At 63.1% G+C, this 22342-nt stretch carries 20 protein-coding genes; 8 read left to right on the top strand and 12 right to left on the bottom strand.

Features of this window, described 5'->3' with window-relative positions:
• Window positions 1–20 precede the first annotated feature (20 nt).
• A complete protein-coding gene (locus EKO19_RS11450; protein ID WP_129776548.1) occupies window positions 21–1118 on the bottom strand; it encodes an aminopeptidase in 1098 nt (365 codons plus the stop codon).
• Between the two features lie 92 nt (window positions 1119–1210).
• On the opposite strand from EKO19_RS11450, the gene EKO19_RS11445 reads away from it, so the two are divergent.
• Window positions 1211–2470 carry a multifunctional CCA addition/repair protein gene (locus EKO19_RS11445; RefSeq protein ID WP_129777361.1) on the top strand — a complete coding sequence of 420 codons (1260 nt, stop codon included), beginning with the start codon at window positions 1211–1213 and terminating at the stop codon, window positions 2468–2470.
• Here EKO19_RS11445 and EKO19_RS11440 read toward each other — a convergent pair.
• On the bottom strand, window positions 2439–3617 hold the full coding sequence (locus EKO19_RS11440; RefSeq protein ID WP_217705265.1) for a class I SAM-dependent methyltransferase: 1179 nt from the start codon (window positions 3615–3617) through the stop codon (window positions 2439–2441). The genes EKO19_RS11445 and EKO19_RS11440 overlap by 32 nt on opposite strands.
• A gap of 62 nt (window positions 3618–3679) precedes the next feature.
• Here EKO19_RS11440 and EKO19_RS11435 point away from each other — a divergent pair, with 62 nt between their 5' ends.
• A complete protein-coding gene (locus tag EKO19_RS11435) occupies window positions 3680–4432 on the top strand; it encodes a pteridine reductase (protein WP_129776547.1) in 753 nt (250 codons plus the stop codon).
• Here EKO19_RS11435 and folK read toward each other — a convergent pair.
• From folK to tsaD, 3 genes are all read right to left on the bottom strand, one after another.
• Window positions 4383–4925 (bottom strand): 2-amino-4-hydroxy-6-hydroxymethyldihydropteridine diphosphokinase, encoded by a 543-nt coding sequence (gene folK, locus EKO19_RS11430; protein ID WP_129776546.1) that lies wholly within the window; start codon window positions 4923–4925, stop codon window positions 4383–4385. The two genes, EKO19_RS11435 and folK, sit on opposite strands and share 50 nt — an antisense overlap.
• Window positions 4926–5181: 256 nt before the next feature.
• Window positions 5182–5574, bottom strand: a complete 393-nt coding sequence (gene folB, locus EKO19_RS11425) for a dihydroneopterin aldolase (protein ID WP_129776545.1) — start codon at window positions 5572–5574, stop codon at window positions 5182–5184.
• Between the two features lie 10 nt (window positions 5575–5584).
• Window positions 5585–6613: a tRNA (adenosine(37)-N6)-threonylcarbamoyltransferase complex transferase subunit TsaD gene (gene tsaD, locus EKO19_RS11420; RefSeq protein WP_129776544.1), complete on the bottom strand. Its 1029-nt coding sequence runs from the start codon at window positions 6611–6613 to the stop codon at window positions 5585–5587.
• Between the two features lie 271 nt (window positions 6614–6884).
• On the opposite strand from tsaD, the gene rpsU reads away from it, so the two are divergent.
• The 4 genes from rpsU to rpoD all read left to right on the top strand — a co-directional run bounded on the left by rpsU (window position 6885) and on the right by rpoD (window position 11429).
• A complete protein-coding gene (rpsU, locus tag EKO19_RS11415) occupies window positions 6885–7112 on the top strand; it encodes a 30S ribosomal protein S21 (protein ID WP_129776543.1) in 228 nt (75 codons plus the stop codon).
• Window positions 7113–7187: 75 nt separating this feature from the next.
• The gene (locus EKO19_RS11410; RefSeq protein ID WP_129776542.1) at window positions 7188–7637 is read left to right on the top strand and encodes a GatB/YqeY domain-containing protein; all 450 of its coding nucleotides are present in this window, start codon (window positions 7188–7190) and stop codon (window positions 7635–7637) included.
• Window positions 7638–7686: 49 nt separating this feature from the next.
• On the top strand, window positions 7687–9450 hold the full coding sequence (gene dnaG, locus EKO19_RS11405; protein WP_129776541.1) for a DNA primase: 1764 nt from the start codon (window positions 7687–7689) through the stop codon (window positions 9448–9450).
• Window positions 9451–9539: 89 nt separating this feature from the next.
• The gene (gene rpoD / locus EKO19_RS11400; protein WP_322095740.1) at window positions 9540–11429 is read left to right on the top strand and encodes an RNA polymerase sigma factor RpoD; all 1890 of its coding nucleotides are present in this window, start codon (window positions 9540–9542) and stop codon (window positions 11427–11429) included.
• 248 nt (window positions 11430–11677) lie between these two features.
• Here the strand turns inward: rpoD and EKO19_RS11395 are convergent, their stop codons facing one another.
• From EKO19_RS11395 to EKO19_RS11385, 3 genes are all read right to left on the bottom strand, one after another.
• Complete coding sequence (locus EKO19_RS11395; protein ID WP_129776540.1) at window positions 11678–12898, bottom strand: winged helix-turn-helix domain-containing protein; 1221 nt, start codon at window positions 12896–12898, stop codon at window positions 11678–11680.
• Window positions 12899–13061: 163 nt separating this feature from the next.
• Entirely contained in the window at window positions 13062–14159 is a 1098-nt protein-coding gene (locus EKO19_RS11390) for an MBL fold metallo-hydrolase (protein WP_129776539.1), read from the bottom strand.
• 84 nt (window positions 14160–14243) lie between these two features.
• A complete protein-coding gene (locus EKO19_RS11385) occupies window positions 14244–16067 on the bottom strand; it encodes an SLC13 family permease (RefSeq protein WP_217705262.1) in 1824 nt (607 codons plus the stop codon).
• Window positions 16068–16271: 204 nt separating this feature from the next.
• On the opposite strand from EKO19_RS11385, the gene EKO19_RS11380 reads away from it, so the two are divergent.
• Window positions 16272–16550: a hypothetical protein gene (locus tag EKO19_RS11380; RefSeq protein WP_129776537.1), complete on the top strand. Its 279-nt coding sequence runs from the start codon at window positions 16272–16274 to the stop codon at window positions 16548–16550.
• A 58-nt stretch (window positions 16551–16608) separates the two neighbouring features.
• Here EKO19_RS11380 and EKO19_RS11375 read toward each other — a convergent pair whose 3' ends face one another.
• The 3 genes from EKO19_RS11375 to EKO19_RS11365 form a co-directional block, all read right to left on the bottom strand.
• A complete protein-coding gene (locus EKO19_RS11375; RefSeq protein WP_129776536.1) occupies window positions 16609–17211 on the bottom strand; it encodes a DUF4136 domain-containing protein in 603 nt (200 codons plus the stop codon).
• Between the two features lie 129 nt (window positions 17212–17340).
• Window positions 17341–17883 carry a methylated-DNA--[protein]-cysteine S-methyltransferase gene (locus EKO19_RS11370; RefSeq protein WP_246038875.1) on the bottom strand — a complete coding sequence of 181 codons (543 nt, stop codon included), beginning with the start codon at window positions 17881–17883 and terminating at the stop codon, window positions 17341–17343.
• A gap of 30 nt (window positions 17884–17913) precedes the next feature.
• A complete protein-coding gene (locus tag EKO19_RS11365) occupies window positions 17914–18426 on the bottom strand; it encodes an MgtC/SapB family protein (protein ID WP_129776535.1) in 513 nt (170 codons plus the stop codon).
• 132 nt (window positions 18427–18558) lie between these two features.
• Here EKO19_RS11365 and EKO19_RS11360 point away from each other — a divergent pair, with 132 nt between their 5' ends.
• Window positions 18559–20529, top strand: a complete 1971-nt coding sequence (locus tag EKO19_RS11360) for a lytic transglycosylase domain-containing protein (RefSeq protein WP_175597032.1) — start codon at window positions 18559–18561, stop codon at window positions 20527–20529.
• 4 nt (window positions 20530–20533) lie between these two features.
• Here the strand turns inward: EKO19_RS11360 and EKO19_RS11355 are convergent, their stop codons facing one another.
• Window positions 20534–22306 (bottom strand): AI-2E family transporter, encoded by a 1773-nt coding sequence (locus EKO19_RS11355; RefSeq protein WP_129776533.1) that lies wholly within the window; start codon window positions 22304–22306, stop codon window positions 20534–20536.
• Window positions 22307–22342: the final 36 nt, after the last annotated feature.

Below are 22342 nucleotides of genomic sequence, written 5' to 3'. Positions count from 1 at the left end.
CGGAGAAACTAGTGCCGCGCTCAGTGGGTGGCCGTCGCGACGGGAGCTGGAGTCTGGTCCGCGCACACAGCCGCGGTCCGCGCCTCTTTTGTTTCTTTGGCCAGCTCGCGAGCCTTGTCATAAAAGAGCGGCAGATTGCCGTCCACGGCTTGCAACACTCGGCGCAACCCCGGCACACATCCGTAGTACGTCGCGGCCGACACCAGATGAGCGTTGTTCAGCGTGCGACTGAACCATGCGTCGTAGCCACGATACCCTTCCCACTGTTCCGTCTTGAGCTGCGCGTACTCCAGCTTCAAGACACCGAACTCATATTGTTTGCGATCGCGCTTCTGATCGTCGGGCAGGTCGGATCGATACAGCGCGTCGAGGCGCTCGCGCGTTTGTAACAGCAGTGCCACGAACTGAGCGTTTCGATCGCGCTGTTCATTCCAAGCATCGAGGTCTTGCAGTCGACCACGCGACGCGAGCCAGCGCTGCAAGCCTGCCTCCTCGACCACTGTCGCGAACGCTTCGTTGAACTCCGAGTCACCGGGCACATACACGACCTGATGCGCCAACTCATGAAACAACGTCGATGCCAGCTGCAAATCGCTCCAGCCGAGCATGGTGTTGAGCACCGGATCTTTGAAATGACCGAGCGTCGAATACGCCGCCACACCGCCAACCGCCGTGTCGCTGCCGCGCAATCGCAAGCCACGGGCATAGCTCTGCGCGTTGTCTTCTTTGAAGTAGCCTCGATAGACGACGCAGCCGGCAATCGGAAAACACCAGCGCTTGGGCTGTACCGAGAACTCGTCGGTCGCGAACACGTTCCATACGACGTACGGTCGGCCCACATCGGCATAGCTGCGATAGCTGTCGTTATCCGGCAGCCCGAGCTCTCGGGAAGCGAACGTGCGTGCAGCGGATACGTATTCGAGCCGGCCGCGCAACTTCTCGGGCGTCCGCTCGTCGGTCAGCAGCTTGGCGATGGGCTGACGCTTCGAGGTGAGCTCCATCTGGCCGGTGGCGGCCTGCATCAGGTAGCAACCGCCCGTCGACAACGACGCCGCCAGCAGGATGAACAGCCGGCAGAGGCGGCAAAGGAAGCTCGAAGTGTGGTCCGTTCGGGGCATCGCTCGTTACGGGAATCGGCTCACGGTGGCGGATATTTTGTCCCACCGGGTCAAGTGAGACAAAATGCCGGCATCGAAGTGCGATGGACAGTATGAAGATTTATCTGGTCGGTGGCGCGGTCCGCGATGAGCTGCTCGGCCTGGCCGTGCGTGAGCGCGACTGGGTCGTGGTGGGCGCGCGCCCCGAAGAATTGCTGGATCAGGGCTTCAAGCCCGTGGGCAAGGACTTCCCGGTATTCCTCCATCCGCAAACCGGCGAGGAGTACGCGCTGGCACGCACCGAGCGCAAAACGGGACCGGGCTATCGCGGCTTCGACACCATGTTCTCGCCCGACGTGACGCTGGAGCAGGATCTCGAACGCCGCGACCTGACCATCAACGCCATCGCGCGGGACGAGGCGACCGGCCAGCTGGTCGATCCCTTCCACGGTCAACGCGATCTGCAAGAGCGGTGGCTGCGGCATGTGTCTCCCGCGTTCGTCGAAGATCCGGTTCGAGTGCTGCGCCTGGCGCGATTCGCGGCCCGCTTTGCGCCGCTGGGATTTCGAGTTGCCCCCGAAACGATGGAGCTGCTGAGAGACATCGCGGCCCGCGGTGAACTCGATGCACTGGTGTCGGAACGCGTGTGGCAGGAAACGCAGCGCGCGCTGGAAATGCCCGCGCCGCGACAGTTCTTCGAAGTGCTGCGCGAAGGGAATGCGTTGCCAGTGATCTTCCCTGAGATCCATGCGCTGTTCGGCGTCCCGCAACCGGAACAATGGCATCCCGAAATCGATACGGGCGTGCACACCATGATGGTGCTCGATCAAGCCACCCAGCTGACCGAAGACCCGGTGGTTCGATTCGCCGCGCTGGTTCACGATCTGGGCAAGGCGACAACGCCGACCCACGAGTTGCCGAGACACGTTGCGCACGAGGAAAGAGGCGTCGGCATCGTCGAGGAGCTGTGCGATCGCTTGCGCATTCCCAATGCGTATCGCGAGCTGGGTGTGCTGGTCTCCCGGTATCACCTGCACATGCATAAGGTCGTCGAGCTGCGCCCCAATACGGTGCTCGAACTGCTGGAAAGTCTCGACGCCTTCCGTCGACCGGCGCGATTCGAACAATTTCTGCTCGCGTGCGAGGCGGATGCTCGCGGCCGCAAAGGACTCGAGGAGCGCGACTATCCGCAGTCGGAATATCTTCGCCGCGCGCGCGAAGCGGCTGCCAGCACGACGTTGAGCGCGGAAGAACGCGAGGGGCTGCAAGGTTTCGAGATCGCGAAGCGGCTGCACGACAAGCGCGTGCATGCGCTGAAAGAGCTGAAGCGTCAGTACGAAACTAAAGCGACGCCGCGAGATCCCGCACACTGAAGCCACGCAACGGCAGGTCGACGCCTTTGGTGAGGCCGATGACCTTGAAGCGCTCGCCCATCTCACCGGGCAGCGTCAATAGCATCGCCTGCCGCGCCATCTGCAATCGCGACGCCAGCTCGTCATCGTCCTTCGGCGCGAGGAACTGCTCGATGCCGTTGCCGATGAGGAAGTGCGCCTGAGTCGTGTAACCCGCGACACTCATGCCAGCCGCGACGGCCGCTTCAGCGACCGCGGTGAAGTCCACCCACGCGCCGATGTCCTGCACGCCGACGTTGATGAGCGGATCGTCATGGAAGCGATGGCGGAAGTGACACAGCATCGTGCCGGTGCTGCGACTCGCCGCGTAGAACTGTCGTCGCGGCAATCCATAGTCGATGAAGAAGGCCGCGCCTTCTTTCATTGCGGCGGCGATGCCGGCAATCCAGGGCTGCAAGCGAAGATTGAGCTCGGAGGTGTAGCCGTCGGCAAACGGCTCGCCCAGGTTGAATTCGATCTCGCGGACTTTCGATTCGAGGCTGGCGTCGGCATGAACCTCGGACCAGTCGAGCCGGCCGAGCTGCCACGTGACGCCCAGCTGATTCACGTGCAGGCCGCGAATCCGGAACCGCTGGATGGGAAGCGCGTCGAGCACTTCATTCGCTAGCAGCACGCCGCGAAAGTCTTCCGGCAGACGGTCCAGCCATTCGATGCGATCCATCAAATGCGGCAGGCGGCGCTGTAACAAGGCGCGCTGCCGCTCGCGCAGGTCGGCGCTGACTTCGAGGATCAGATATCGATCCGGCGTCCGCTGTTGTCGGTCGAGCTCGGTCAGCACGTCGGCGGCCATCACGCCGGAGCCGGCCCCCAGCTCGAGAATGTGACCGCCCGCGACGGTCTCCAGCACCTGCGCGCACTGATTGGCGAGGCAGCGACTGAACAGCGGAGAGATTTCCGGCGCGGTGACGAAATCGCCTTCGCTGCCCAGCTTGGTCGAGCCGGCGCTGTAGTAGCCGAGGCCCGGTTCATAGAGCGCCATCTCCATGAAGCGCTCGAAGCTGATCCAGCCGCGGGCGGCATCGATAGCCTCGCGGATGCGCTGGACCAGCCGCTCGCTGTGCGCCGATTCCTCCGGCGTCAAAGCTGGCAGCGACGACGGGACGCTCAAGCGCCCTGCCCCGACAAATCCGCCGGACTTGCAGCAATCATCCGTTCGTTCACCATACCTGCATGGACACTTCCAACGCACTCGCCCAGCGTTCGGTGCTGATCACCGGCGCGGCCCGCCGCATCGGTGCGGCATTGGCCCGCGGCTTTCATGCCGAGGGCGCCAACGTCTGCATTCATTTTCACCGTTCGGCCGGCGAAGCGGAACAGTTGCGTGACGAGCTGAACGCCCGCCGCGACGGCTCGGCCATCTGCGCCACCGCCGATCTGCTCGACCTCGAGGCACTGTCGTCGCTGGTCGAACGAACCACGCGCGCGTTCGGCCGCCTCGACGTGCTGATCAACAACGCCTCGTCGTTTTATCCCACTCCGCTCGGGACTGTCACGGGCAAGCAGTGGGACGACCTGATGGGCACCAACGTGCGCGCGCCGCTGTTCCTGTCGCAGGCCGCCGCGCCGGCGCTCAAGGAAACGCAGGGTCTGATCATCAACATGATCGACATCCACGCCCAGCGCCCGCTGCCACAGCATCCTGTTTATTCCACCGCCAAGGCCGGACTGGTAATGCTTACGCGTTCGTTGGCGCGCGAGCTGGGGCCGGAAGTGCGGGTCAACGGCATCGCGCCCGGGCCGATCTTGTGGCCCGAGGGCGGCTTGGATGAAACGGTGAAACAGGAAATCATCGATAAGACGTTGCTCAAACGCAGCGGCTCGCCGCCGGACATCGTGCGCACGGCCCTGTTCTTCGCGAAGGACGCGCCGTTCGTCACCGGCCAGATTCTGGCTGTCGACGGGGGGCGGAGTGTGGGTTGGTAGGCTCGCCACCGAGCAGCACCTCGACCATCTGATGGTCGCCGCGCCCCGGAAAGGTCTCCCAGAGCTCGCGCATCGTTTTGCCCAGCGCCGGATGTTGGACGTCGGGCGCTATGTCGGCCATCGGCTTGAGCATGTACGGTCGCTTCAGCAGATCGGGCCGAGGAATGATCAGGCCAGGGTCGTTACTGATCAGATCGCCAAAGAGAAGGATGTCGAGATCCATGGTCCGCGGCGCCCACTTCGGCGCGCCCGGCGGGCGATCGCAGACGGCTTCGATTTTCTGCAATTGCTGCCGGACTTCGGCAACCGGCTCTTGCGTGCCGAAGCCGACAACCAGATTAATGAAGTCCGCGCCCTCGAATCCCACGGCTTTGTTCTTGTAAGCCGGCGACAACGTCAGCGGCCCGAAGGTCGCGGCCAGCGCGCGTAACGCCACCGACAAATATCGCTCCGGCTCGACATTGCTGCCGGCCGCTACATAAACGGCCGTCATGCCCGCCGCCCGTTCAAACAAGCCGCCCTATGCCCACCGGCCGTGCCCTTCCCAGCCGACATGAAGAACCCCTTGCTCAGATGCTCAGCAGCGGCTCCTCTCCGAACAGCTGCGAAGACCGTGTTGTTCAACGGCTCAGCAGCGGCTCCTTTCCGAACAGCTGAGAAGACTGCGTTGTTCAACGGTTCAGCAGCGGCGGCTCCTTTCCGTGCCAGCGCGCAAGTCTTCTCTTTTAAATCAGTGGCTGAGTTATTCGTCATGGCTGAGTCTGCTGCGCCACTGCCACGCCGGCGTAATCCTCCGCGCGCCGCTCGATCTCGATACCGACATCTTTCGCGCCGCGAATCGCGCCACGCTTGTTCAGCCGCACCTTTACCCACGCCACGCCAAACTCCGTCACGATCACTCGCGCAATCGCCTCGCAAAGGGTCTCCACGAGCTGGTACTGCGACTCACCCACGAACGACAGCAATCGCTTGGCGACTCGTTTGTAATCGATCGTGTCGTCGATGTGATCGGTCGCCGCGGCTTTGCGGATATCGGCGGCCATCTCGACATCGATGATGACGGTCTGTTTGACGCGCCGTTCCCAATCCCAAATGCCGACGATGCATTCAACGCTGAGCTGGGAAAGAAAGATCTTGTCCATTGAGAAATGACTAATGACCAATGACGGAAGGGTTGCGCAGCGTATCGAGCGGCCAGCGCGCGGTGGCGCGAATCTTCAGGTCGTCGTGCTCGCCCGCCGCGAGCCGGCGATAACCAGCGTACGCGATCATCGCTGCGTTGTCGGTGCAAAACTCCGGGCGCGGATATAACACTCGCAAGCCGCGCTTCTCACCCAACGCCTGCAGCTCCGCGCGCAACCGTCGATTCGCACCCACACCGCCCGCAACGACCAACGTCTTCAGCCCCGTCTGCTTCGCGGCGCGCGCGCATTTGGCGACCAGCGTTTCGACCACAGCCTGCTGAAACTCATAAGCAACGTCGGCGCGCGTCTGTTCATCGAGCTGCCGGCCGCGAATCGCGACCACCACCGCGGTCTTCAACCCACTAAAGCTGAAATCCAGCCCCGGCCGGTCGAGCATGGGGCGCGGGAAGTCGAAGCCGCCGGGCTTGCCCGTATCCGCCAGCCTGGCCAGCGCCGGGCCGCCGGGATACGGCAGGCCGAGCATCTTGGCCGTCTTGTCGAAGGCCTCCCCGGCGGCATCATCCAGCGACGATCCGATGATCTGGTACTCCCCCAAGCCGCGCACTTCGGCCAGCAAGGTATGGCCCCCCGACACCAGCAGCGCCAGGAACGGAAAGTCCGGCGCGGCGGTCTCCAGCATGGGGGCCAGCAAATGTCCTTCTAAATGATGGACTCCAACCGCCGGCTTGCCCCAGGCAAACGCCAGGCTGCGCGCCACCGAAGCGCCTACCAGCAATGCCCCGACCAGGCCCGGGCCGGCGGTGTAGGCGACGCCATCCAGCTGATCCGCCTCGATTTTCGCCTCGGCCAGCGCCTGCTGAACCAGCGGCAGCAGCTTCTTCACATGGTCGCGCGACGCCAGTTCAGGCACGACGCCGCCGTAAATGGCGTGCAGCTGGACCTGGCTATAGAGGGCATGGGACAGCAGCCCGCGTTCGCCGTCGTAAACGGCGGCGGCGGTCTCGTCGCAGGAGGTTTCGATGCCGAGGACTTTCACTTGAACTGCGTAGGGCGGGTTGCGTAGGAAAATGCCCAAAAGCCAACTTTGGGGGCGCGAAGCTTAACCCCCAAGCGGCAAAAACGGGCCGCGATCGTGCCCCGGGCGGCCGGAAGCCCGGGAATTTTGCTTTTCCCCGCGCGGGCCATTAGACTGCCGCGCTCTCAATCGTCCCCGTCTCGTTTCGTCCTCGACCCCGACGCCAGTCTTCGGCGCTCGTCGTCGGCTCGAATCGACCGAAGCGGGCCGTGTTCACATTCCGAGGTTAGTAATGCCGAGCGTTCGCGTCCGAGAAAACGAGTACTTCGATGCCGCCTTGCGGCGCTTCAAGCGCGCCTGCGAAAAGGCCGGGGTCCTGACGGAACTGCGCCGCCGGGAATTCTACGAAAAGCCCACTCAGGAACGTAAACGCAAGAAGGCCGCCGCCGTGAAGCGCCACATGAAGCGCGTCACCCGCGACGGCAGCAGCCGCGGCCCGGCTCGCGTCCGCGCTTACTGATAGATCTGTCTCCGGGATGGGGCCGCAAGCCCCGTCCCCGCCGATTCCCCTCCCCGCCGAAGTTCGATAGCCGCCATGTCCTCACTCAAAGACCGCATCACCGAAGACATGAAGACGGCGATGAAGGCCAAGGACAGCGAGCGCCTCGGCACCATCCGGATGATCACCTCCGCCATCAAGCAGCGCGAAGTCGACGAGCGCATTCAGCTCGACGACACCCAGGTGCTGGCCGTGATCGAGAAGATGATCAAGATGCGCAAGGAATCCATCGCGCAGTTCCAGAGCGGCGGTCGCGAGGACCTGGTCGCCAAGGAACAGAAGGAAATCGACCTGCTGCAGGTCTATATGCCTGAAGCACTCAGCGAGGCGGAAGTCGACGCCCTGATCGCCCAGGCCATCGCCGAAGCCGGCGCCACGTCCATCAAGGAAATGGGCAAGGCCATGGCGCTGCTCAAGCAGAAGGCGCAGGGTCGCACCGACATGGCCAGTGCCAGTGCCAAGCTGAAGGCCAAGCTCGGCGGCTGAGACAACCGGGCTCTATGCCGGCCCCGTCGCCGCGCATACTCTTGTATTCGTGTCCGGCCTCATCCCCAAACATTTCATCGAAGATCTGATCACCCGGGTCGACCTGGTCGAGCTGATCGGCAGCCGCGTGCCGTTGAAAAAGCACGGCAAGGAATACAAGGGCTGCTGCCCGTTCCATGGCGAGAAGACACCGTCGTTCACCGTGGTCCCGGACAAGAACTTCTATCACTGCTTCGGCTGCGGCGAGCACGGCAACGCGCTCGGCTTCCTGATGAAGCACGACAACATGGGCTTCGTCGACGCGATCGAGGAACTGGCGGACCGGATCGGCGTCGAAGTGCCGCGCGAGCAAACCCCGGGCCAGCGGCCGCCGCCCTCGGATGCATTGTTCGCGACATTGGAGAAAGCCGCGGGTTTCTACCGCAGCGAGTTGATGAACACGGATCGCGGTAAGGACTATTTCAAGGCCCGTGGTATCACCGGCGAAACGGCCCTGACTTTTGGCCTCGGATACGCCCCGGATGCCTGGGACTCGGTACTCAAGCTATTGGGTGGCAGCGACGCCGAACGGCAGCGGCTGCTGCAGACGGGAATGATCATCGAGCGGGACAACCGTTCAGGTCATTACGACCGGTTTCGGGATCGGGTGATGTTCCCGATCCGGGATGCGCGCGGGCGCACCATCGGTTTCGGCGGGCGAGTGCTCGATAAGGGCGAGCCGAAGTATATGAACTCGCCGGAAACGGAACTGTTTCACAAAGGCCGGGAGCTTTATGGCTTATATGAAGCCCGGCAGGCGAGCCGAACCCTGACCCGGCTGTTGATCGTTGAAGGCTATATGGATGTGGTTCGTCTTCATCAGGCTGGCATCACTTATGCCGTGGCCACGCTGGGCACGGCCACGACCCCGGAGCATCTGGCACGCGTGTTCCGCATCTGTAACGAAGTGACGTTCTGTTTCGACGGCGACCGCGCCGGCCGGGCGGCCGCGTGGAAGGCGCTGGAGAATTCGCTGAGTCAGGTGCGCGAGGGCCGTCAGATCCGGTTCCTGTTTCTGCCCGAGGGCCACGACCCGGACACCCTGGTCGGCGAGGAAGGCCGCGAAGCGTTCGAGGCCCGGATCAAACAGGCGCTGCCGTTGTCTGAATATTTCATCAATCAGCTGAGCGCGCAGGTCGATATCCGCAGCATCGACGGACGGGCTCAGCTGGGGGCCCTGGCACGACCATTGCTCGAGCGCATCCCCGCCGGAATATTCCGTGAATTGCTGGCCGACGAAGTTGCGAAAACCGTGGGCCTGAAAAGCGGTCGTTTGACGTCTATGTTAGGTGAGGGCGCGGAAACGAAACCCGCGACCGTGGAGCCGGCACGTACCCCGGCCCGGCCGCAGGTTCAGGCGGGCCGGCGCAATCTGGTCCGTCAGGCGATCTCTTTATTGGTGCATTACCCGCAAATTGCCGACAAAGTCGTGTTGAATCCGGCCCTGGCCACGCTGGCAAGGCCGGGAATCGCCTTGTTGATCGATTTGATCGAGGAACTAGGCCGCCGGCCATGCGCTAACACAGGAGCGCTGCTTGAACGCTGGCGGGACCGCCCCGATGTTGAGCACCTGGCGAAATTGGCCGCTCAGGAGTGCCTGGTCGATGCCGCCGGCGCCGCCAGGGAGCTGGTCGACGCAGTCCAGCGGCTTGGCGAGGAGGCGGCGCGGCTTCGAACCGACTTTTTGTTAAAGAAGACGGACCGGACCGATGCGGAAAAGGCCGAGTTACAGGGGCTGCTGGCCCGTAAACCTCCGGTCGATAATGGTGCGTGAACGCGAACCTAGCGCCCGGAAAACGATCAAAGTACACTGCGCGGTCTTTTTAAGCCCGCCCACCCCCGACAGCACGTGAGGGCCCCGACTTGAGCAAAACCTTGGCAGCAAAAAAGGAACCGGCGCAGATCGCCGATGAGCGTCAATCGCAATTGAAGCTGCTGATTGCCCGTGGCAAGGAGCAGGGCTACCTGACGTACGTCGAGGTCAATGACCATCTGCCCAGCGAAATCGTCGATCCGGAACAGATCGAAGATATCGTCAACATGATTAACGACATGGGCATCACGGTGTACGAGAAGGCACCGGAGTCCGAAGCCCTGTTGCTGGCCGAGCCGGTAGTCGCCGACGAGGAGGCCGCCGAAGAAGCCGCGGCCGCGCTCGCCACGGTCGACGCCGAATTCGGCCGCACGACCGACCCGGTCCGCATGTACATGCGCGAAATGGGCACGGTCGAGCTGCTGACCCGCGAAGGCGAAATCCGTATCGCCAAGCGCATCGAGGAAGGCCTGGACACGGTGCGGGGTGCGCTGTCCAGCTATCCCCTCACCTACAACTTCATGCTCAACCAGTATGAGCAGGTGAAGGCCGGTCAGGGCCGCCTGGTCGACATCATCACCGGCTTCATCGACCCGAACGCGCCGGACGAAATCGCCGCGCCGGTCAATCCGAAACTGGCGGCGGCTGCCGCGCCGGCTGAGGAAGAGACCGAGGACGAGGAAGGCGACGGCAACAGCGAGGACGAAGAGACCCTCGAGACCGGTCCGGATCCGGAAGAGGCCGCGCGCCGCTTCCTATCCATCGCCAAGGGGCACCAGCAGGTGCTCAAGGCCATGGCCGAGGACAAGACCGGCAAGGACCCGAAGTCGGTCAAGCTGCGCAAGAAGGTCGCCGGCGAGTTCATGGAGCTCAAGCTGTCGCCGAAGATGTTCGACGCGCTGATCGTGCAGCTGCGCGACAACGTCGCCGAGATCCGCAACCTCGAGAAGCAGATCATGATCCTGTGCGTGCGCGATGCCGGCATGCCGCGCAAGGATTTCATCTCGACCTTCCCGAAGAACGAGACCAACACCAAGTGGCTCGACAAGCACATCCGCGCCAAGCGCAAGCACTCGGCCGCGCTCGCGCGTCTGCGTGAAGAGATCGAGAAGCAGCAGAAGAAGCTGATGTCGCTCGAGGAGCGCGTGCACCTGACGATCGCGGAAGTCAAAGAGATCAACCGCGAAGTGGCCGTGGGCGAAGCCAAGGCCCGCCGCGCCAAGAAGGAGATGGTGGAAGCCAACCTCCGTCTGGTGATCTCGATCGCGAAGAAGTACACCAACCGCGGCCTGCAATTCCTCGACCTGATCCAGGAAGGCAACATCGGCTTGATGAAGGCCGTCGACAAGTTCGAATACCGTCGCGGTTACAAGTTCTCGACCTATGCGACCTGGTGGATTCGCCAGGCCATCACGCGTTCGATCGCCGACCAGGCACGCACCATCCGTATCCCGGTGCACATGATCGAGACCATCAACAAGCTGAACCGCATTTCGCGGCAGATGCTGCAGGAGATGGGTCGCGAGCCGACGCCGGAAGAGCTGGCGGTGCGCATGGAAATGCCGGAGGACAAGGTCCGCCGCGTGCTCAAGATCGCCAAGGAGCCGATCTCCATGGAAACGCCGATCGGTGACGACGAGGATTCGCACCTTGGCGATTTCATCGAGGACACTTCGGTGGACTCGCCGATCGACTCCGCCACGATGGAATCCCTGCGCGAGACCACGCACTCCGTTCTCGCCGGCCTGACGCCGCGCGAAGCGAAGGTCCTGCGGATGCGTTTCGGTATCGACATGAATACCGACCACACGCTGGAAGAAGTGGGCAAGCAGTTCGACGTGACGCGCGAGCGCATTCGTCAGATCGAAGCGAAGGCGCTGCGCAAGCTGCGTCATCCGAGCCGCAGCGAGCAGCTGCGCAGCTTCCTGATGGATGACTAGAACTAAAGTTCAGCTTTCTTTGGTGAGCTGACAAAGCCCCCTCACGGGGGCTTTGTTTTTTGGGCCCGAGGGCAGAATACGCATTTTCTACAACGGGAACCGACCACCCCCGCCTCGCGTTTTTTCGACAAGACGGGAGATTGGAGTGGGCGGCAATGAGCGTGTTGTTTTATCTGACACTGTTCATCGTGATGTGCGTGTTCGGCTGGTCGGTCCGCGGCGGGGGCTGAAGCCACAGTCACCTTTATTCAGCGCGACTTCAGCTTCTTGAGTTCGCGCATGAGTTCACCTTTTCGAGTTGTGACCGCGTAACTCTCCAACCCCAGCCAGGCGGCCAACTCGCTCAACTGTTTCGCCAGCGGCTCGACTGCCCTCTCCGGTTTGATCCCCGGCTCGACGCTGCCACCCTTCACTTGCAACACCCCGCTCTGCCGTTCCGATTTCAGATCGACGCGTCCGACGATGCGCTCGCCCAGCAGCAGCGGCAGCACGTAGTAACCATGCAAACGCTTGTGACTCGGCGTGTAGATCTCCAGGCGAAAATGAAAATCGAACAGCCGTTGCGTGCGCTGACGTTCCCAGATCAATGAATCGAACGGCGATAACAGCGCCGCGATATCGGCGACTTTGCCCGCCGGCGGAAGCTTCGCTTCGTGATGCAAATAACCCTGCTGCTTCCAGCCTTCCACGTTGACAGGCACCAGCTTGCCCTCTTCCACCAGCTCACCCAGCCGCGCCGCCGCTTCCTTCGCCGGAAGCCGGAAGTAATCGCGCAGGTCGCGCGCCGTTGCCACCCCCATGGCTCTGGCGCCAATCATCGTCAGCTCGCGCTGGGCGTGCTCTCGTGAAGGCACAGGCGCATTTCGCGGCGCCTCGGGCAACACGCGTTCGGGCAGGTCGTAGATGCGCTCGAAGTTGCGCCGGCGCGCGGTGGTCACGTCCCCGATCCAGAACAGCCACTCGAGGATTTCCTTGCCCTCGCTCCAGCCCCACCAGCTGCCTTTGGATTTGCCCGCGCCGGTCAATTCACTCGCGCCCAGCGGACCCCGCTCGCGAATCTGATCGAGCGCGGCTTTCACCAGATCCTGGTGATCGTTCGCATAGCGTTTGAGCCGGCCCCACGTGCCGACGCCGTTGCGCGCATCGTCCATGCGCCAGCGGAACAATGGATACGATTCGACGGGGAGCAACGAAGCTTCGTGGCCCCAGTATTCGAACAACAGTCGATCGTCATAAGCCGCGCGCTCGAGCAGCGTGCTCTTGTAGTGACCGCGCCGGGAAAATATCGGCAGATAGTGCGAACGGACCAGGACATTGACTGAATCGATCTGCACGACGCCCAGGCGCCGCACGATCTCCGCGAACGCCTTGCCACTGCGTGGCGCACTGCCGCCGCCCAGGAATTGTTGGGCCGCTATTGCGACTCGTCGCGCTTCGCCGATCGAGAGAGAGTCCTTCGCCGCGCCCATGCCGACCCGCATCCCCGAGTGTCAGGAAGCGCGCAGTCTAGCCGCAAACCCTGACGGTGCCCGCCGGTTTTAGAGGCAGCGCGCCGTCGCCGGGTTCACACGATGCGGCAGGATCGAAGCTGCAATCGCGGCAGCGGGCCGAAGGCCCGCTGGTCGAGGTCGGCTATGAAGTCGCTGTTGCGGGCACGTTGCTGGGCCGACGTTGCGGCTTCAAACGCCACCACGCTTGGGCCGACTGGTAATGATCCAGGCGGACCGGCTCTCCGATACGCGGCATGGTGAGACGAACACCGTGCTGCGCCGACAGCGCCAACATCTTTTCCATCGGCTCGTCCCACGCATGGAACGCCAGGTCGAACGTGGCGTTGTGAATCGGCAGCAACCAGTCGCCCTGCAAATCCTTATGCGCCTGCATGACCTGCTCGGGCAGCATGTGCACGCCCTCCCATTGCTTGTCGTACGCGCCCGCTTCCAGCAAGGTCAGATCGAACGGCCCGTGACGCCGGCCGATCTCGGCGAAGCCGTCGAAATAACCCGTGTCGCCGCTGAAGAAGATGCGATGCGTACCGGTGTAGATGGACCACGACGCCCACAACGTCGGATTCTTGGTAAACATGCTGCGCCCGGAAAAATGCTGGGCCGGCGTGGCGGTGAACTGAATCCCGTCCACCTCGATCGTCTGCCACCAATCCAGCTGATGCGTCTTGCCGGCGGGAATGCCCCACTCGATCAGATGATCGGCGACACCGAGCGGCGTCAGAAACTTATTCGTCTTGGCCTGCAGCTTCAGCACCGTGTCGCGATCGAGATGATCGAAGTGATCGTGCGACAGAATCACCGCGGCCAGCGGCGGCAACTCCTCGAACGAGATCGGTGTCGGCAGGAAACGTTTCGGCCCGGCCCATTGCACCGGCGAGGCGCGCTCGGAGAACACCGGATCGGTCAGCCAGAATTTGCCGTTCAATTTCAGCAGCACGGTCGAATGCCCGAGCCGATAGATCGAGCCATCCGGCGCCTGATCCAAGTGCTCCCGCGTCAGCGGCGTCACGGGCAGCGCCTCGGGCGGCACGGTCCGGCTCGCGTCCTTGAACATGAACTGCCACCACAACTTCACGATCTGCCAGCCGCCCGGCTGTTTGGGCGTCGTGACATTGTGAAATTGACCGTCGCGAAACTGACTCGAGGAAGAAGCAGGTCGATTGCCGTAGGCCGCGCTCATAGCGACAACTCCCAATAACAACACCCAACCAATGAGGCGCATGGCAGCTATCTTGCCCCGGCAGACTTAGCTGAGCGTTAGGCGAAGCTGGCGGATTCTTGCCCGATCCTGCGCAGCTGCGTGGGATCACCCCAATGGGTAGAAATGCGGCAGGACCCAGGTCAGTGCCAGCCACATGATCAAGGTCAGCGGCAGACCGACACGCAGGAAATCCCCGAAGGAATAGCCACCCGCGCTATAGACCAGCAAGTTGCAGTTATCGGCCATGGGCGTCGCGAAGCCCATGTTCACGCCGAACATCACCGCCAGCACGAACGGCTCGGGCGCCAGACCCAGCTGACGCGCCAACTCGATCGCGATCGGCGTGCCGATGACCGCCGCGGCGCTGTTGGAAATCACGCTGCTCATGATCGCCATGAACAGCATCGTCGCACTCAACACGGCCAGCGGCGGCATGGACTTCGCCAGCACGGCACCGACTTGCGCGATGAAGGCAGCACCGCCGGTCGTCACCAGCGCCAGACTCAACGCCAGACTCGCCACCGTCAACAGAATCATCGACGAGTCCAGGGCCCGCGTCGCATGACGCCACTTCAAACATCCCGTCGTCACCATCACCAGCACGCCGCAAATCGCGGCGATGGCGACCGGTGCGATTCGCAACGACGCGATCAGGACGATGCCCGCCATGATGCCCAGCGCCAGCGGCGCCTTGGCGGTCAGCGGCACATTGCTCGTGGCGTCGAGCACCAGCATTTCGCTGCGTTGTTTGAGCGCTTCGATCTGTTCCGCCGGTCCCTGCACCAGCAACACGTCGCCGACGCCCAGCCGCACATCTCGCAGCGGCGTCGCCGGACTCAGCGCCTGCTCTTCACCGGGCCGATGAACCGCCAGCGGGATCAGTTGGTAATGCCAATCGAAGTTGGCCTGGGCCAGCGTGCGATCTCGCAACGGTGAAGCCGGTGTCAGCACCAACTCGGCCGTCTGCTGATCCGGCGCTGTGATCGGATGTTCCGCGTCGACGCGCACATCGCCGGAAAACAGCGTCGCACCGAGAACGCGCGAATATTCCATCAGCTGTTCCGACGTATCGCGCACCGACAATTGGTCACCGGGCCGCAAGATCACATCCGGCAACGGCGTAATCACCAGATCCGCCGAGCGCCGCACCGACACGACGGCCATTTCGCCCTGCGTGAGCTTCTTCGCATCCGCCAGTGTCTTGCCCGCGACCGGGCTGGTCTCGGTGATATGCAGCTGCGCATCGAAAATGCGCGGCGAGGCATTCACGAATGCCGGCTGCTTGTCAGGCAGCAGTCGCGGCGCGACCAGCCACAGGAACAGCAATCCGGGAATCGCCGCCAGGGACGCCGGCGCAATGAAGTCGAACATATGGAATCGCTCGACGCCGAGACTGGCCGCGCTGCCGATCACCAGCAGGTTCAGCGACGTGCCGATCGGCGTCCCCATCCCGCCGATCTGCGACGCGAACGTCATGGGCATGAGCAGCTTCGACGGCGACATGCCCGAGCGCATGGCCACGGCCGTGAGGATCGGGATCATCAACACGACCTGGGGCGTGTTGTTCATGAACGCGCTGACGACCGCCGTCACCAGGATCACGACCCCCATGGCCAGGATCGGACTGATCTGCCACACCCGATGCACGACGCGCCCGATCGGTGCCAGCGCTCCGGTGGCGACCAGCCCCTGACTTGCCATCACCAGGGCGCAAATCGCAATCAGCGCCTCGTTGCCGAAGCCCGCGAAGAATCGGATGGGATCCAGCTCGCCACCCTCCGGCGGCCGATACGGAAACACGCTGAAGCCGATGGCGAGGGCCGCCACCACCAGCAGGCTGGAAGTTTCGATGGGCAGAGAGTCGCGCGAGAACAGATAGAGCGCGACCAGGGTCAGGAGCATGACAGCGATCGCGTGCGGGTCGGGCATGGGAATCGTTGTCATCGCGGCCCAATGAACGACGCCCTGGAATGGTTCCAGAACGGTCACAGGCGACGGTCATAATCGCGGGATTACGGTAAGTCGCCGGATTTCATGATCCTCGCGACTCCCGTGTGTGAACTGCGTTGCAGGCTCGACCCGCGCGGCTCTGGCAGCATTCAGGGCGTCGAAGTCGAATGAGGGCGTGAATTCATGAATCCGATCGCCGAGATCTCCATCGATCTCACCGCCCAGGAGCTGACGGATCCCTCCTCCGTCGCCCCGCTCTCCCCCAGCACCGAAATCGAAGTCGACGACATCTGCGAGTTCGATCCCCTGCTCAAGCCGCTGCCGGCCGCCAACAACGACGGCGCGGTGCTGTCGCCGGCCGATCCGATGCCGGACCCGGCACTCGACGACGACACCATCGAAATCGAGATCGAGCTCAGCGCCGAGCAGATGGACTCGATGCTCAGCGGGCACATCAGATAACGGCGGCGCGGACGCGCCGACCGACAGCACGAGCTGACGGTCGGCTGGAAAGGACAGGTTACATGTTCGGCCGGCCGGGATACTGACGCATCAGCTCGGTCACGACGCCATTGATGGCGACCTTGGGATTCTGCAGCTCTTCTTCGCTGACGCGGCCTTCGGCCACGCCTTCCCACACCAACTGCTTTTTCTCGGCATCGACGATGTCGAGGTTCAACGTGCCGACCTTGTACGTGACCGTGCGGTCTTCGTCATACATCGGCCAGGCGTTGTACAGGCCGTAGCGATAGCCGTAATAGCCATAGCCCACCGACGCGCGGGCGTCCGGGCGGATCTCGGTGCGCTCGCGGGTGTTCATGTAGAAGTTCACCAGCAGGTCCGGATGATCCTCGCTGTATTTGTAACCGCGGGCTTCCATCTGCGACGACATGGCGCTCTTCAGGTAGCTGGTCACCAGCGTCGAATAACCGCCGCGATCGGTGCCGGTTTCCTTCGGGAATCCGTAAGTCCGATACACCGAAAAGTCGGCCGATTTGTCGTAGTCGATCCGGGTCTTGGGGCCGGAGGTGGTGGCACAACCGGCCGCGAACAGCGCGGCCGTCAGCGCCAGCGCCGCCGCCGCCTTCGACCACAATGATGTATTGGCAGGCTTGAAGGACATGCTTTACTACCTCGTCCGCATCAGCTTACTGATTAGTCGCATCGTCCCGGTGCGAGTTCCGGCGCGACGTGTTACCAAATGTTCATCCTGAACGCCTATATGGCGGCTGAACCGGCGCTCACAACCCCGTCACAGCGCTAAACAGCCCTGACCCCGTTCCAGATCCAGCAGAATTCGTTTGCGCCACAGCCCGCCGCCGTAGCCCCCCTCGCCGCCATCGGCGTTGATGACCCGATGGCAGGGAATGACGATGGCGATGGGATTCGCGCCATTCGCATACCCGACCGCGCGGGTCGCCAGCGCGTCACCGATACGCACGGCCAGCTGCAGATACGACCAGGTCTCGCCATGGGGAATCTCGCAAAGGGCCGCCCACACCCGCTCCTGGAACGGCGTGCCGGCTGCGCTCAGCGGCAGCTCGAAATCCCGGCGCCGACCCGCGAAATATTCCGCGAGCTGCACTCTTAGATCGCTCAGCACCGCGCTGTCGCCACCTCGAACCGGCGCCCCGTACTGGTGCCGCAGTTCCTGCAGCCGCTCTTCCAGTCGCTCGGCATCGCAGAACGACAGGCTACACAGCGCGCTGTCGGTTGCACTGGCAATCAGCGGCCCGACCGGCGACTCGTACCAGTCGATGTATCGCGGCGGCTCGGAGGTAACAGCGGCGTTCACGGGCGCGCACGTTACACGAGCGGCCCCGTCTCAACTAGGGACATCCTTATCCCGCTGCTCCGAATCGGGTTTGGTGTTCATCCACCGTTCCAGCTTCGACACCGCCACCAGCACCGTGAGCGCCAGCACGATGCCGACCAGGGCGACGAAGTAGTAACCCGCTCCGCATGACGTGCCGAGCGCGCCCGCCAGCCACATGCTGGCGCCCGTTGTCAGGCCATGCACATTGCCGCGACTCTGGATGATCGCGCCCGCGGCCAGAAACGCGACCCCGGCGGTCACTGCGTTGATGATACGAACCGGATCGGCCGTCTTGGAGCTGTCGCCGCCGGCGAACTGAATATGGATTTCGAAGGCGATCACAGTGAACAAAGCGGCCGCCAGCGATATCAAAATATGGGTGCGCAGACCGGCCGGCTTGTTACGCAGCTCGCGATCCAGCCCGATCAGGGCACCGACCACCACCGCTGCCAGCACGCGCAGCGTGGTTTCCAGCGGCGGCAGCGTGGTGTGGTGACCGCCCAATGCGACATACCAGTCCATGCGGCCGGAACGTTGCGCCCGGCCGTAGGGTTCCTCTGATGCGGTGTGCTCCGTCGCTCCGCCGCGCCAGCTCCCGCAATGGTCAGGCGCGGCATTTGCCATTAATCTGACGCCATGAATCGATTCCGGCTGATGAAATCGTCGTTGCTCGCTCTGACCGCGCTGTCGCTGACTGGCGGCACGGCGCTCGCCGCCAAAGACCCGTTCAAGCACACCCGCGACGTTTTCAAAGACGCGTACGCCGAAGCAAGCACGCAGCCCAGCGACGGGAAAAAGGACAGCGAGGCGCTGCGCAGCTACCCCTTGTATCCGTACCTGCAGGCCGCGCGTATCAAACGAGCCCTGTCGGTGGCAACAAATGACCTCGGCCCCGCCGATCAGAGCGCCGAGACCTTCATCTCCTACTATGAACGCGAACCCGTCGGGCGCGACGTGCGTGGCGCCTGGTTGACGAGTCTCGCTGCCCGTCAGCAGTGGCAGCCGTTCCTGAAGTATTACAAAGATGATTCAGCCAGTGATTCACTGCGCTGTCACAGCTTCACCGCTCGCATCGCGTTGGGTCAGACGCAGGACTTGTCGCTAGACGTCGCGCGTCAGTGGCTCACTCCCACCAGCCTGCCAGACTGCGAACAGGCGTTTGCATGGATGCGCGCTCAGAACGCGCTGACGCCGGACCTGGTCGAGCAACGCGTGCGGCGCGCGCTCGAAAACAACAATCCGGGCTTCGCGAAACAAATCGCCACCGGCTTGCCGCCCGATCGGGCCGCGCCGCTGCTGCGATGGGCCGCGCTGCTGGAGAATCCGCAGAAACAGATCGATGCGTTGATCGCGTCGCCTGCGCTGGAAGTCGAACCCAAAGCGCAGCTCGCCGGCTGGTCGCGGCTGGTTCGCGCCGACAGCGACGGCGCCATGCGTCGCTACGAAAATTTTGTCCGCGCTCGCAAGCTCACCGAAGAGACCGCCAGCCCGTACGCGCTGGCATTGGGGCTCGGCCTGGCCTGGAGTCGGCGCACCGAAGCACTCGACTACTTCAAGCGGGTGCAGCTGAAAGATTTCGACGAGGTCGCTCGCGAGTGGCACGCCCGCGCCGCGCTGTGGGCAGGCGATTGGAAACTCGTCGGCAACATCATCGCGGCCATGCCCGATCAACAGCGCGCGTTGGCTCGCTGGCGTTACTGGGCGGCGCGCGCCGCCGAGAAGACCGGCGATCCGAAACTCGCGCGCGAGCTGTATGAGTCCGTGCTGATCGACGACAACTTCTATTCCATCATGGCTGGCGCGCGGCTCGATCGGCCGGTGGCACCCCATCCGGAAAAGCTGGTGTTGGATCAGGCGCAGGTCAACCGCATGGAACAGCTGCCGCCGATGGTGCGCGCGCGTGAGCTGTTGATGAGCGACATGCGCAATCAAGCGAACAGCGAATGGGCATTCGGCTTCGATCAATTGATGGACTCGGCCCGCAAGCAGTCCATTCATCTCGCCGCGCGCTGGGGCTATTACGATCAGGCCATCGCCACTGCGAGTCAGCAGAAAGTGTTCAATGACTACGAGCTGTTGTATCCGCAGCCGTACGACGCGGAAGTCTTGTCCGCCGCGAAACTGACTAGCCTGCCGCCGCAACTCATCTACAGCGTGATGCGGCAGGAAAGCTTGTATCGCCGGGACGCGCAATCGTCGGCTGGCGCGCGCGGCCTGTTACAAATGTTGCCGGAGACCGCGCGTCGCACAGCCAGCAAGTGGAAGAAGCCGCGCCCCTCACCCGACGATCTGTTCAACCCTGTGATCAACGTGCCGCTGGGCGCGGCCAATCTGCGGGGACTGGTGGATAAGTTTGGCGGTCAAACCATCGTCGCCCTGGCGGGCTACAACGCCGGTCCGAACGCCGCCGCGCGCTGGATGCCTTCGGAATCGCTCGACCCCGATGTCTGGGTCGAAAACATTCCCTATAACGAGACCCGCAACTACGTGCAGCGAATCCTGTGGCACAACGTGGTGTTCTCTTGGCTCGAGACGGGCGAGCCGCAGAAGGTCGATGGCTGGCTGGCGCGAATCGCCCCCTTGAGCGATTCGGCGATGCTCGGCCTGGCGGAGGACGGCAGCTGATCGACTAAGCGTGCGCCGAGAGCGGACGCGGCTTGCTCGCCAGTTCCTCGGTCGCCGGCAACAGCCGATCGATGGTGACCACCGCTTCCTTGACGTCAACCACCAGGCTGTCAGCACCCGCCTCACGGAAGCGATCAATCGCGCGCGGTGCCTCTTCCTCCGGCAATTGCGGACGTAACACGACGATGCGCGTGTCAGGCAGCTCGCTGCGAATGCGGCGACAATAATTTCGCAACTCGGATCCGCGAGTCGACGCGGCAGCGGCGATACAAATCATCGCGGGCGCCTGACGAATGGCGGCACGCAAGGCCTCTTCCGCCGTCAGCTCCGGCGACGTGAGTGTGATGCGCTCACGACCATAGGCCGTCCGTAACATCGCAAGTATCAACTCATCTGCCGGCGCGCGTACCGTCAAGCCGATGATGCTTGCCCTCGGCAGCATCGCATGCGCCGTACTTGGCAGCTGCTGCAACGTCTCGGCGACCACATCCAGCACGAACGCAGCATCGTCCTCGGTGATTTCGGTCTGCTCGCGATGACTCAGGACCAGTGTGATCGTGGGCATGAGCACCTGATCGATCACCCCGATCGGCCCGGCCTCCTGAAGTTTGCGACTCACCAGCACGCTGGCTTCGTCCTCATCACGCGCCAGCAACCGCTGATAGAAACGAACATGCGGTTGCAACGCCGGCTCATCCGCGAAAATGACCGCGAGAAAACGCAACGAGCGCACGTGCCGCCCCAGCACGGCGATACATACAGTCAGCGGTGTCGCGAGCAGCAGTCCCGCCGGCCCCCACACCCAGATCCAGAACAGCGCCGACACCAGCAACGCAAACGACGAAACACCGGTTCGATAACCGAACACCACCGGTTCGACGAAATAGGCAGTGATCAAATCCAGCCCCAGGAACAGCGCCAGGGTCTGTACCGTCTCAGCCCAGCCAGGAAACGTCGCGAACGCCAGCAGCGCCGGCATCAACGCAGACAACACCGTTCCGACGTAGGGCACGAAACGCAGCAGTGCCGTGATGCCACCCCACAACGCCGCATACGGAACCCCGATCCAGTACAGCCCCAATCCCACCAGCACGCCGAACGTGAGATTGATCAGCGTCTGCCACACCAGGAACTGACTGACCCGATACGCCGCTTCGTTCATGAGCCGCGTGGTCATCGTCACATTGCCGGCGCCGATCAGCCGTATGAAACGATCGCGCAAGTCTTCGCGCTGCCCGAGGAGAAACGCCACCAGCACGACCACGATGAATGCACTGGCGATCGTTTCGAACATGGCGCCAAACGACCCGCGCAGCCGCTCCGTCGGCGACGGCTTCGGCGGCACGACTCGCACCGGCTGCGCTTTGCGTTGGTCGGGATCGTCGTACAGCTGGTCCGTGACACGATCCAGCGTGCGCGTGAACTGTCGGATGGCGGCGTCGTTCCCGAGCCGCAGTTCACCGACCTTGCGACGCATGGATGAGGTGTATTGACTGATCTCGCCGGACAGCTGGGCAAACTGGTCGTACACCACATAGCCCATGCCACTCACGGCGCTCAGCGCCAGCACCATGGTCAGCGTCACCCCGGCGAAGCGCGGCAAATGCATGCGGTCGAACTGGCGTACCAGCGGCGTGAGCACGAAGGCCAGCACCACCCCCAGCGCCATCGGCAATAACACTTGTTTGCCCGTGTACAGAATGCCGACCACCAGCACGAGCGTGAGCAACGTGACCCACGGGCCGTTCAAACGTGCGGGTAAAGGATTCTGCGGCACCTGAAATCAGCCCCTGCGCCGGGGGACGGCTTGTTT

This window comes from Peristeroidobacter soli, assembly GCF_004138485.1.
Classification (GTDB): domain Bacteria; phylum Pseudomonadota; class Gammaproteobacteria; order Steroidobacterales; family Steroidobacteraceae; genus Steroidobacter; species Steroidobacter soli.
This window is presented reverse-complemented; position numbering and strand designations above follow the sequence as displayed.